General features: G+C 75.4%; 11 protein-coding genes. 10 read left to right on the top strand and 1 reads right to left on the bottom strand.

The window, feature by feature from the left end; genetic code table 11:
• The 9 genes from BMY40_RS07460 to BMY40_RS07420 form a co-directional block, all read left to right on the top strand.
• On the top strand, positions 1 to 1,059 hold a 1,059-nt coding region (locus BMY40_RS07460), incomplete at its 5' end, for a CarB family protein (RefSeq protein WP_483883290.1).
• Positions 1,060 to 1,154: 95 nt separating this feature from the next.
• The gene (locus BMY40_RS07455) at positions 1,155 to 2,282 is read left to right on the top strand and encodes a quinone-dependent dihydroorotate dehydrogenase (RefSeq protein ID WP_093656856.1); all 1,128 of its coding nucleotides are present in this window, start codon (positions 1,155 to 1,157) and stop codon (positions 2,280 to 2,282) included.
• Positions 2,279 to 3,151 carry an orotidine-5'-phosphate decarboxylase gene (gene pyrF / locus BMY40_RS07450; RefSeq protein WP_093656676.1) on the top strand — a complete coding sequence of 291 codons (873 nt, stop codon included), beginning with the start codon at positions 2,279 to 2,281 and terminating at the stop codon, positions 3,149 to 3,151. Before BMY40_RS07455 ends, pyrF begins: the two co-directional genes overlap by 4 nt.
• Positions 3,152 to 3,454: 303 nt before the next feature.
• Entirely contained in the window at positions 3,455 to 3,778 is a 324-nt protein-coding gene (locus tag BMY40_RS07445) for an integration host factor (RefSeq protein ID WP_093656674.1), read from the top strand.
• 38 nt (positions 3,779 to 3,816) lie between these two features.
• Complete coding sequence (gene gmk, locus BMY40_RS07440; RefSeq protein ID WP_093656671.1) at positions 3,817 to 4,374, top strand: guanylate kinase; 558 nt, start codon at positions 3,817 to 3,819, stop codon at positions 4,372 to 4,374.
• Positions 4,375 to 4,493: 119 nt separating this feature from the next.
• Entirely contained in the window at positions 4,494 to 4,766 is a 273-nt protein-coding gene (gene rpoZ, locus BMY40_RS07435; RefSeq protein ID WP_093656669.1) for a DNA-directed RNA polymerase subunit omega, read from the top strand.
• Positions 4,767 to 4,968: 202 nt separating this feature from the next.
• Entirely contained in the window at positions 4,969 to 6,189 is a 1,221-nt protein-coding gene (gene coaBC, locus BMY40_RS07430) for a bifunctional phosphopantothenoylcysteine decarboxylase/phosphopantothenate--cysteine ligase CoaBC (protein WP_093656667.1), read from the top strand.
• Between the two features lie 237 nt (positions 6,190 to 6,426).
• Positions 6,427 to 7,635, top strand: a complete 1,209-nt coding sequence (metK, locus tag BMY40_RS07425; RefSeq protein ID WP_093656665.1) for a methionine adenosyltransferase — start codon at positions 6,427 to 6,429, stop codon at positions 7,633 to 7,635.
• A gap of 115 nt (positions 7,636 to 7,750) precedes the next feature.
• Entirely contained in the window at positions 7,751 to 9,913 is a 2,163-nt protein-coding gene (locus BMY40_RS07420) for a primosomal protein N' (RefSeq protein ID WP_093656663.1), read from the top strand.
• Between the two features lie 147 nt (positions 9,914 to 10,060).
• Here BMY40_RS07420 and BMY40_RS28480 read toward each other — a convergent pair whose 3' ends face one another.
• Complete coding sequence (locus BMY40_RS28480) at positions 10,061 to 10,732, bottom strand: hypothetical protein (protein ID WP_245769914.1); 672 nt, start codon at positions 10,730 to 10,732, stop codon at positions 10,061 to 10,063.
• Between the two features lie 328 nt (positions 10,733 to 11,060).
• Between BMY40_RS28480 and fmt the strand changes: the two genes are divergently transcribed.
• A complete protein-coding gene (fmt, locus tag BMY40_RS07410; protein ID WP_093656661.1) occupies positions 11,061 to 11,993 on the top strand; it encodes a methionyl-tRNA formyltransferase in 933 nt (310 codons plus the stop codon).
• Positions 11,994 to 12,008: the final 15 nt, after the last annotated feature.

Here is a 12,008-nt window from a genome sequence, read left to right as displayed (position 1 = left end):
CCGGTGCTGATCGACCGGTTCCTCGACGACGCCATCGAGATCGACGTCGACGCCCTCTACGACGGCACCGAGCTCTACCTCGGCGGCGTGATGGAACACATCGAGGAGGCCGGCATCCACTCCGGCGACTCCGCCTGCGCCCTGCCCCCCATCACCCTGGGCGGCCACGACATCAAACGGCTGCGCGCCTCCACCGAGGCCATCGCCCGCGGCGTCGGGGTCCGCGGACTGATCAACATCCAGTTCGCGCTGGCCGGAGACATCCTCTACGTCCTGGAGGCCAACCCGCGCGCCTCGCGCACCGTCCCCTTCACCTCCAAGGCCACCGCCACCCCCCTGGCCAAGGCCGCCGCCCGCATCTCGCTGGGCGCCACCATCGCCGAACTGCGCGCCGAGGGCCTGCTGCCGGCGAGCGGCGACGGCGGCACCCTGCCGCTGGACGCGCCGATCTCGGTGAAGGAGGCCGTGCTGCCCTGGAACCGCTTCCGCGACGTCCACGGCCGCGGCGTGGACACCGTGCTCGGCCCGGAGATGCGCTCCACCGGCGAGGTGATGGGCATCGACGCGGTCTTCGGCACCGCCTACGCCAAGTCCCAGGCCGGCGCCTACGGCGCGCTGCCCACCAAGGGCCGCGCCTTCGTCTCGGTCGCCAACCGCGACAAGCGCGCCATGGTCTTCCCGGCCCGCGAGCTGGTCGCCATGGGCTTCGAGCTGCTGGCCACCTCCGGCACCGCCGAGGTCCTCAAGCGCAACGGCATCGACGCCACCGTGGTGCGCAAGCACAGCGAGGGCGAGGGACCGAACGGGGAGAGGACCATCGTCCAGCTCATCCACGACGGCGAGGTCGACCTCATCGTCAACACCCCCTACGGCACCGGAAGCCGCCTGGACGGCTACGACATCCGCACCGCCGCGGTCGCCCGCGCCGTGCCCTGCCTGACCACCGTCCAGGCCCTGGCCGCCGCCGTCCAGGGCATCGAGGCCACCTCACGCGGCGAGGTCGGAGTCCGCTCCCTGCAGGAACACGCAGAACACCTCACCGCCGCCCGCGGGAGGTGACCAGGGGTGAGGGGGACGCCGGCAGCGGCGTCCCCCTCACCGCGAGAGCGCCCCGCCGCCGGATCCCGTACCGCACCGCCGCACGGAAGACCCGTATGTATCCCCTGCTGTTCCGCCTGATCCTCAAGCGCCTGGACCCCGAGCGGGCGCACCACCTGGCGTTCGCCCTGATCCGGCTGGCCGCCCGCGTCCCCGGCCTGCGCGCCCTCGTCGCGGCCGTCGCGGCCCCGAGCCGGGCGCAGACGCGCGCCCTGGCCACCGAGGCCTTCGGCCTGCGGATGCGCGGCCCCTTCGGGCTCGCCGCCGGCTTCGACAAGAACGCGGTCGGCATCGACGGGCTCACCATGCTCGGCTTCGACCACGTCGAGATCGGCACCGTCACCGCCCACCCCCAGTCCGGCAACCCCGCACCGCGGCTGTTCCGCCTGGTCGCCGACCGGGCCCTGGTCAACCGCATGGGCTTCAACAACGACGGCTCCGCCGCCGTGGCCGCCCGCCTGGCCGGACGCCGGGCCGTCTTCCCCGCCACCGTCGGCGTCAACATCGGCAAGACCAAGATCACCCCTGAGGGGGAGGCCGCCGGCGACTACGCGCTCTCCGCCTCCCGGCTGGCCCCGTACGCCGACTACCTCGTCGTCAACGTCTCCTCGCCCAACACCCCCGGCCTGCGGAACCTCCAGGCGACCGAGCACCTGCGCCCGCTGCTGGCGGCGGTGCGCTCCGCCGCCGACGACGCGGTGCCCGGCCGCCGCGTCCCCCTGCTGGTCAAGATCGCCCCCGACCTGGCGGACGAGGACGTCGACGCGGTCGCCGACCTCGCCGTGGAGCTGGGCCTGGACGGCATCATCGCCACCAACACCACCATCGCCCGCGACGGCCTGGGCCTGGCCACCGACCGCGCCGAGATCGAGGCCGTCGGCGCCGGCGGACTGTCCGGCGAGCCGCTGAAGGACCGCTCCCTGGCCGTGCTGCGCCGCCTGTACGCGCGCGTCGGCGACCGCGTCACGCTCGTCGGCGTCGGCGGGGTGCGCACCGCCGACGACGTCTGGGAGCGCATCCTGGCCGGGGCCACCCTCGTCCAGGGCTACAGCGCCTTCGTCTACGAGGGGCCGCTGTGGTGCCGCCGCGTCCACCGGGGCCTGGCCGCGCGTCTGGCCGCCGGCCCGTACGCCACTCTCGCCGAGGCCGTCGGCGCCGACACCCGGAAGGTGACCTCCCGATGACCACCCCGGAGACCGCCCGGACGCCGCACGCCCCGGACGCCCCCGAGCCGTTCGGCGCCCGGCTGCGCCGCGCCCTGGACGACCGCGGCCCGCTGTGCGTCGGCATCGACCCGCACGCCTCGCTGCTCACCGCCTGGGGTCTGGACGACGACGTGGCGGGTCTGGAGCGGTTCACGCGCACGGTGGTGGACGCACTCGCCGACCGGGTCGCCGTCCTGAAGCCGCAGTCCGCGTTCTTCGAGCGCTTCGGCTCGCGCGGGATCGCCGTGCTGGAGAGGGCGATCGCCGACGCCCGCTCGGCCGGCGCCCTGGTGCTCACCGACGCCAAGCGCGGCGACATCGGCTCCACCATGGCCGCCTACGCCGCCGCCTACCTGGACCCGGGCAGCCCGCTGTTCTCCGACGCCGTCACCGTCAGCCCCTATCTGGGCTTCGGCTCGCTGCGCCCCGCCCTGGACGCGGCGCGGGCAGCGGGCTCGGGCGTCTTCGTCCTCGCCCTGACCTCCAACCCGGAGGGCGCCGAGGTGCAGCGCGCCACCGCCGAGGGCGGTGCGTCGGTCGCCCAGACGGTGCTGGACCACATCGCCCGCGAGAACGCCGGGGCCGATCCGCTCGGCCCGGTCGGCGCGGTGGTCGGAGCGACGCTGGGGGAGACCGGCGCGGACCTGGCGGTCAACGGCCCGCTGCTGGCGCCGGGGCTCGGGGCCCAGGGCGCCACCGCGGCCGACCTGCCGAGGGTCTTCGGCGGCGCGGTGCGCAACGTGGTGCCGAGCATCAGCCGGGGCGTCCTGGGCCGCGGACCCTCGCCGGAGGCCCTGCGGGAGGCCGCGGAGAGGGAGGCCGACGGCCTGCGGGAGGTCCTGGGCTGAGGAGCCCGGGCAGAACCGGAGGGTCCGGAAAAACCGGGGAACCCCGCGGAATCAGCCCCTCGACTGCAACCATTTGTCCGGAAATGTCCAGGTCGGCTCAAGTCTGACCTGGACTTTTCCCCTGTTCTCGCTGACTCAGACGCGATCGGCCGCTAGTCTCCGACGAGAGCACCGCGAATTCCGGGGTCCTCGCAGGTCCGGAGGGCGCCGGGGGACGTGTTGCTCGTTGCTCCGCAGGTGCGGGGCCACTAGGTTCCTCACCGACCAATATCCGACCAGTTCGACATCCGAGGTGACGTAGGCGTGGCTCTTCCGCCCCTTACCCCTGAACAGCGCGCAGCCGCGCTCGAGAAGGCCGCCGCGGCTCGCCGGGAGCGCGCCGAGGTCAAGAACCGACTGAAGCACTCCGGCGCCTCGCTCCACGAGGTCATCAAGCAGGGCCAGGAGAACGACGTCATCGGCAAGATGAAGGTCTCCGCCCTCCTGGAGTCCCTGCCCGGCGTCGGCAAGGTCCGTGCCCGCCAGATCATGGAGCGGCTCGGCATCTCCGAGAGCCGCCGGGTGCGCGGCCTGGGATCCAACCAGATCGCCTCCCTGGAGCGCGAGTTCGGCGGCGGTTCCGCCTGACGTTTCCAGGTCCCCCTGGGAACCGGGATAATCGCCGTATGAGTGAACGTCCGCGACTGACCGTGCTCTCCGGCCCCTCCGGGGTCGGCAAGAGCACGGTCGTCGCCCATCTGCGCAAGGTCCATCCGGAGATCTGGCTCTCGGTGTCCGCCACCACCCGCAGGCCGCGCCCCGGCGAGCAGCACGGTGTCCAGTACTTCTTCGTGGACGACGAGGAGTTCGACAAGCTGGTGGCCAACGGCGAGCTGCTGGAGTGGGCCGAGTTCGCGGGCAACCGCTACGGCACTCCGCGGCGGGCCGTCCTGGAGCGGCTGGAGGCGGGCGAACCGGTGCTCCTGGAGATCGACCTCCAGGGCGCGCGGCTGGTCCGCGGGTCGATGCCCGAGGCGCAGCTCGTCTTCCTGGCCCCGCCCAGCTGGGACGAGCTGGTCCGCCGCCTCACCGGCCGCGGTACCGAGTCCCCCGAGGTCATCGAGCGGCGGCTGGCCGCGGCCAGGGTCGAACTGGCCGCCGAGTCGGAGTTCGACGTGACCCTGGTCAACACCTCCGTCGAGGACGTCAGCCGCGAGCTGCTAGCCTTGATGAAGGTTTCGTGATCGTCGCCGGAGGGCCGGGCAGGACAGCCGCCGGATTCCGGGACACCGGCAGGAGGCTTCCCGCACCGGGGCCCGGCCGGATCACTGCCCGTCTTATCCACCGCAGCGGAAGGTAGAGCGTGTCCTCTTCCATCAACACGCCCGAGGGCATCATCAACCCGCCGATCGATGAGCTGCTCGAAGCCACCGACTCGAAGTACAGCCTGGTGATCTACGCCGCCAAGCGCGCGCGCCAGATCAACGCCTACTACTCGCAGCTCGGCGAGGGCCTGCTGGAGTACGTCGGCCCGCTGGTGGACACCCACGTCCACGAGAAGCCGCTGTCGATCGCGCTCCGCGAGATCAACGCGGGTCTGCTGACCTCCGAGGCCGTCGACAACCCGGCGCAGTGAGGCCCCGGCCGCCCACGGCGGCCGGCCGGCCGCACGACGGCACCATCACCACCGCCACGGGCCCGGCAGCGCGACTGCCGGGCCCGTGGTGTGTCATGAGTACCGGCGGAAGCGCCCCCGACGCGCCCGCCGCCGACGCGCGACAGCGAGCCGAGAGTGAGCCGAGCGGCCGACGGGCCGCCGAGCCGGGGAGAGGCGAGGGATGGACAGGTCCGACAAGCCCAGGGTGGTCCTGGGGGTCAGCGGCGGCATCGCCGCCTACAAGGCGTGCGAACTGCTGCGGAGGCTGACGGAGTCCGGTCACGACGTGCGGGTGGTGCCGACCGGGTCGGCGCTGAGGTTCGTCGGCGAGCCCACCTGGGCGGCGCTGTCGGGCAACCCCGTGACCACGGGGGTGTGGGAGGACGTCCACGAGGTCCCCCACGTGCGCATCGGGCAGGAGGCCGACCTGGTCGTCGTCGCGCCCGCCACCGCCGACACCCTCGCCCGGGCCGCCCACGGCCTCGCCGACGACCTGCTGACCAACACCCTGCTCACCGCCCGCTGCCCGGTGATCTTCGCACCCGCCATGCACACCGAGATGTGGGAGCACCCCGCCACCGCCGAGAACGTGGCCACCCTGCGCCGCCGCGGCGCGGTCGTCATCGAGCCCGCCGTCGGACGGCTGACCGGAAAGGACACCGGCAAGGGACGCCTGCCCGACCCCGGCGAGATCTTCGAGGTCTGCCGCCGGGTCCTGGCCCGCGGCGCCGCGCCCGGGCGCGACCTGGCCGGACGGCACGTCGTGATCAGCGCGGGCGGCACCCGCGAGCCGCTGGACCCGGTCCGCTTCCTGGGCAACCGCTCCTCGGGCCGGCAGGGGTACGCCCTGGCCCGCACCGCGGTGGCACGTGGCGCGCGGGTGACCCTGGTGGCCGCCAACACCGCCCTGCCCGACCCCGCGGGCGCGGACGTGGTGCCGGTGGGCACCGCCGTACAGCTGCGGGAGGCGGTGCTGAAGGCCGCCGAGGACGCGGACGCGGTGGTCATGGCCGCGGCCGTGGCCGACTTCCGGCCCGCCCGCTACGCCCAGGGGAAGATCAAGAAGCGGGAGGGGCAGGAGCCGGAGCCGGTCGTCCTGGTCCGCAACCCCGACGTCCTCGCCGAGCTTTCAGCCGCCCGCCCCCGCCCCGGACAGGTGGTCGTCGGCTTCGCGGCCGAGACCGACGACGTCCTGGCCAACGGCCGGGCCAAGCTGGCCCGCAAGGGGTGCGATCTGCTGGTCGTCAACGAGGTGGGGGAGGACAAGACCTTCGGTGCGGAGGAGAACGAGGCCGTCGTCCTGGGCGCGGACGGCAGCGAGACACCCGTGCCGCACGGCCCCAAGGAGGCACTCGCCGACACGGTGTGGGACGCGGTCGTCCACATGCTGAACGCCGGATGACCTCCGCGGCGGGAGGGCCGCACCGCCGCGCCACCAGGGCGGCGGGCCCCTTCCGGGCGCGGCCCCTCCCCTCGGCGGGGGCCGTGTGGCACGTTGGACGTGTGTCGGAGTGCGAGACGTCCTGGCGGATCCGCGATGAGCTGCGGATAAACTGACGGCGGACCGCACTCGGGCCGGCCCGACGACCGGATCCGCACACCAAGTCAGCCAGCAGCCGCTGCAAACCCAGGGAGCGATGTGTCCCGCCGCCTGTTCACCTCGGAGTCCGTGACCGAGGGCCACCCCGACAAGATCGCCGACCAGATCAGCGACACCATCCTCGACGCCCTGCTGGAGCAGGACCCGGCCTCCCGGGTGGCGGTGGAGACGCTGATCACCACCGGTCTGGTGCATGTGGCCGGCGAGGTCACCACCGCCGCCTACGCCGACATCCCCACCCTGGTGCGCAACAAGATCCTGGCCATCGGCTACGACTCCTCCAAGAAGGGCTTCGACGGCGCCTCGTGCGGGGTGTCGGTGTCCATCGGGGCGCAGTCCCCCGACATCGCCCAGGGCGTGGACACCGCCTACGAGCAGCGCGTGGAGGGCGATGAGGACGAGCTGGACCGGCAGGGCGCCGGCGACCAGGGCCTGATGTTCGGCTACGCCTGCGACGAGACGCCCGAGCTGATGCCGCTGCCCATCCACCTGGCCCACCGCCTGTCGCGGCGGCTGAGCGAGGTCCGCAAGAACGGCACCATCCCCTACCTGCGCCCGGACGGCAAGACGCAGGTCACCATCGAGTACGACGGCGACAAGGCCGTGCGCCTGGACACCGTGGTGGTCTCCTCCCAGCACGCCTCCGACATCGACCTGGACTCGCTGCTGGCCCCGGACATCCGCGAGTTCGTCGTGGAGCCGGTGCTGGCCTCCCTGGTGGGGGACGGCGTCAAGCTGGACACCGACGGGTACCGGCTGCTGGTCAACCCCACCGGCCGGTTCGAGATCGGCGGCCCGATGGGCGACGCGGGCCTGACCGGACGCAAGATCATCATCGACACCTACGGCGGCATGGCCCGCCACGGCGGCGGCGCGTTCTCCGGCAAGGACCCCTCCAAGGTGGACCGCTCGGCCGCCTACGCGATGCGCTGGGTGGCCAAGAACGTGGTGGCCGCCGGGCTGGCCGCCCGCTGCGAGGTGCAGGTGGCCTACGCCATCGGCAAGGCCGAGCCGGTGGGCCTGTTCGTGGAGACCTTCGGCACCCACACGGTGGAGCCCGAGCGGATCGAGCAGGCCATCTCCGAGGTCTTCGACCTGCGCCCGGCCGCGATCATCCGCGACCTGGACCTGCTGCGCCCGATCTACGCCCGGACGGCCGCCTACGGCCACTTCGGCCGCGAGCTGGACGACTTCACCTGGGAGCGCACCGACCGCACCGACGCCCTGCGCAAGGCCGCCGGGCTGTAGCACCGCGCGCCGCGGCAGCCAGCCCGCGCCCGCCGGCGCGGGTCCGGCCCCGCGACTCCCCGCCGGGAGCCGCGGGGCCGGGCCGTGTCAGAGGGTTCTGGTAGGACTGGGGGCTGTGAGCAGCGAGAACGGGCGATCGGACAGGCCCCCGGCGCAGGACCCGCCGGGGGGCGAACAGCTCGCGCTGATCCGCGAGACCGTCCGCCGGGCCAAGCCGCCCCGTGCCCGGCCGCGCACCTGGCGCGGCGCCGAGCTCGCCGAGCGCGATCCCGTCGCCCGCGTCCTGGTCGACAAGGGGCTGCTCCACCTCGACCGTCTCTTCGACTACGCCGTTCCCGCCGCCATGGACGCCGAGGCCCGGCCCGGGGCGCGGGTGCGGGTGCGCTTCGGGGCGGGGGAGCGGGGCGGACGCCGCGAGGGCGGCGGGCTGGTCAACGGCTTCATCGTCGAGCGCCGCGCGGACTCCGACTTCCCCGGCGTCCTCGCTCCCATCGCCCAGGTCCTCTCCCCGGAGCCCGTCCTCGGCCCCGGCCTGCTGCGGCTGTGCCAGGCCGTCGCCGACCGCTACGCCGGGGCGCTGGCCGATGTCGTCCAGCTCGCCGTGCCCCCGCGCATGGCCCGCGCGGAGAAGACGCCCGCCGCGGGGGCCCCCGCCGCGCCCCCGCCACCACCCCGGCCGCCCGAGGCGTCCTCCTGGGCGCGCTACCCGGCCGGGCCCGGCTACCTGCGGGCGCTGGCCGAGGGGGAGTCCCCGCGCGCGGTGTGGACGGCGCTGCCCGGCCCGCACTGGCCCGACGAGCTGGCCCGCGCCCTGGCCGCCGCCCTGGCCTCCGGCCGCGGCGCGCTCGCCGTACTGCCCGACGGACGGGCCGCGGCCCGGGTGGACGCCGCCCTCACCGCCCTGGTCGGCGGCGGCCGGCACGTGCTGCTGACCGCCGACGCCGGGGCCGAGGCCCGCTACCGCCGCTGGCTCGCCGTCAACCGCGGGCTGGTCCGCTGCGTCGTGGGCACCCGCGCCGCGATGTTCGCGCCCGTGCACGACCTGGGGCTGGTCGCGATCTGGGACGACGGGGACCCCAGCCACCGCGACCCCCGCGAACCGATGCCGCACGCCCGCGAGGTGCTGCTGCTGCGCGCCGCCCGTGACAGATGCGGCTTCCTGCTGGGCGCGCACAGCGGCACCGTGGAGGCCGCGCAGCTCCTCGAGACCGGCTGGGCCCGCCCGCTGGCCGCCGACCGCGACGCGGTACGGGCGAGTGCCCCCCTCGTCCGCACCGTCGGCGACGGCGACGAGGCCCGCGACCCGGCCGCGCGCGCCGCCCGGCTGCCCACCCTCGCCTGGAGCACCGTGCGCGAGGCGCTGCGGCGCGGCCCGGTGCTGGTGCAGGTGCCGCGGCGCGGCTATGTGCCCCGGCTGGCCTGCGACCGCTGCCGCGAGCCCGCCCGCTGCGCCCACTGCTCCGGCCCCCTCGAGGCCACCGGCGGTGACGCCCCGCCCCGCTGCGGCTGGTGCGGACGCGACACGCCCGGCTGGGCGTGTGCCGAGTGCGGCGGGACCCGCCTGCGGGGGCGGGTCTTCGGAGCCCGGCGCACCGCCGAGGAGCTGGGCCGGGCCTTCCCGTCCGTGCCCGTCCGCACCTCCGGCCGCGACCACGTCCTGGACGCGGTGCCCGACCGGCCCGCCCTGGTGGTCAGCACCCCCGGCGCGGAGCCGGTCGCCGAGGGCCCCGGCTACGCGGCGGCCCTGCTGCTGGACGGCTGGGCGCTGCTCTCCCGCCCCGACCTGCGCGCGGGGGAGGAGGCCCTGCGCCGCTGGCTGGACGCCGCCGCACTGGTGCGCCCCCACACCGAGGGCGGCACGGTGGTGGTGATGGCCGAGCCGACGCTGCGCCCCGTCCAGGCACTGGTGCGCTGGGACCCGGCCGGGTACGCGCGGCGCGAGCTGGCCGAGCGGGCCGAGCTGGGCTTCCCGCCGGTGTCCCGGATGGCCGCCGTGACGGGCCCGCCCGAAGCCGTCGCCGAACTGCTGGCCGCGGCCGAACTGCCGCCCGACGCGGAGGTCCTGGGGCCGGTGCCGCTGCCGGTGCCCGATGCGGGGCGGCCCCGGCGCCCGGGCGGCCCTCCGCCGGGCGAGCGGTGGGACAGGGCCCTGGTGAGGGTGCCGCCGGGCAGCGGCGCGGCGCTCGCCGCCGCGCTCAGGACCGCCCGTGCGGCCCGCCTCGCACGCCGGGGGAGCGAGCCCGTACGCGTCCGCGTCGATCCGGAGGACATCGGCTGACCGCCCGCAGGGCCGCTCCAGGGCCGCTCCGGGACGGCTCCGGAGCAGCCCTGGAACAGCCCTGCGGCGCCTTTGGACGCGGAACCGCCCGGCGCCGGGCCGAGGGGGAGGGGCCGGGCGCCGGGCGGCGGGGGAGACGGCTGGGGATCAGCCGTTGCGGGGGGAGGGGAGGGTGCCCGGGCGGGAGTCCGGCGGCGGCTGCACCGGCCGCCCGGGCGGCGGATGGGGGGCGGACGCCGGGGCGGCGCCCGATCCCGCGGTCACGGCGTGTGCGGCGGCTCCGGCGTCCCGGCCGCCCTCCTCGTCCCGGTCGGCCGACCGCGCCGCCTCCGCCCCGTCGGAGGCCGGCGCCGTAGTCGTGGCCGTAGTCGTGACCGTGGCCGGTGCGGTGGCGGTGACGGCCGTGGCGGCCCGTGCGGTGGCCGCCGGCACCGCCACCGTCGCCGTCGCGGCGCCTCCCGCCTGCGCCGCCGGCCGGCGTGAGCCGTAGCGGCGGTGGACGGCCTGCTTGGTCACGCCGAGGGCCGAGCCCACCGCGTCCCAGGAGAAACCCAGCGAGCGGTCGAACTCCACGGCCGCCGTCACCAGCGTCTCCACGCTGTCGCGCAGCTCCTGTGCGAGCCGTACGGTCGGCGCGGGCGCCCTGCCGTAGACGACGAAGCCCGTCGACGGACCCGTGCGCCGCGGCCGGTAGACGTTGCCGAGCTGCGCGGTGAGCGTGCGCAGTGCGTCCACCTGCCGGCGGACCCGCTCGATGTCCCGCACCAGCAGGTGCAGGCTGGCCCGTGCCTGGGCGTCGGGGGTGGCGTGGTCGGCCATGGTCAAGCCTCTCGAACCGGCGTGGGATCGGCCGGCCGCGTCTGCGGCCGTTTCGGTCAAGCTGCATTGACCAACGCCGCACCGGGCGCCGGGGTCACGCTGAGGGGGCGTGAAGAAGCCCGCGGGAGCGGCGTGTCCGGGGCCGTACGCCCCGGTCGGCGCCCGGAGCGCGCGCGGGGCCGGCCGCCGCGGACCGTAGACTGGTGCGCCGTTCCGCGCCCGGAGCCTCCCCGCGTCCGGCGCGGCCCGGTGCCGGTCTCCGACACACCCGCCCGTTCCCCCCCGCCCGTCCCCGACACACCCGTCTCCGAGAGGTGGTCCCGCACCGATGAGGCTCGTCTTCGCCGGTACCCCCGAGGTCGCCGTACCCGCCCTCGACGCACTGATCGCATCGGAGCGCCACGAGGTCGCGGCCGTCGTCACCCGCCCCGACGCGCCGGCCGGGCGCGGGCGCCGCCTGGTGGCGAGCCCGGTCGCCCAGCGGGCCGAGGAGGCCGGCATCGAGGTCCTCAAGCCCGCCCGGCCGCGCGACGAGGACTTCCTCGCCCGGCTGCGCGAGATCGCCCCGGACTGCTGCCCCGTCGTCGCCTACGGCGCGCTGCTGCCCAAGGTCGCGCTCGACGTCCCGGCCAGGGGCTGGGTCAACCTGCACTTCTCGCTGCTGCCCGCCTGGCGCGGCGCCGCGCCCGTCCAGCACGCGATCATGGCCGGGGACGAGGTCACCGGGGCCTCCACCTTCCTCATCGAGGAGGGGCTGGACTCCGGGCCGGTCTACGGAGTGATCACCGAGGAGATCCGGCCCACCGACACCAGCGGCGACCTGCTGACCCGGCTCGCCTTCGCGGGCGCCGGACTGCTGGCCGCCACCATGGACGGCATCGAGGACGGCACGCTGCGGGCCGTACCCCAGCCCGCCGAGGGCGTCAGCCTCGCCCCCAAGATCACGGTCGAGGACGCCCGTGTGGACTGGGCCGCCCCCGCCCTGCGGGTGGACCGCGTGGTGCGCGGCTGCTCACCCGCTCCCGGCGCCTGGACGCTCTTCCGCGGCGAGCGGCTCAAGCTGCGGCAGACCGCCCTCGCCCCCGACCGCACCGGCCTGGCCCCCGGCGAACTGGCCGTCGGCAAGAACACCGTGCACGCCGGCACCGGCTCGCACGCCGTCGAACTGCTGTGGGTCCAGCCGCAGGGCAGGAAGCCGATGGCCGCAGCCGACTGGGCGCGCGGCGTGCGCATCGCCCAGGGGGAGCGGCTGGGGGAGTGAGGCGGCCGGCTCCGG

This window comes from Streptomyces radiopugnans, assembly GCF_900110735.1.
Classification (GTDB): domain Bacteria; phylum Actinomycetota; class Actinomycetes; order Streptomycetales; family Streptomycetaceae; genus Streptomyces; species Streptomyces radiopugnans.
The sequence above is the reverse complement of the archived record's forward strand: the minus strand, read 5'-3'. Positions and strand labels throughout refer to the sequence as shown.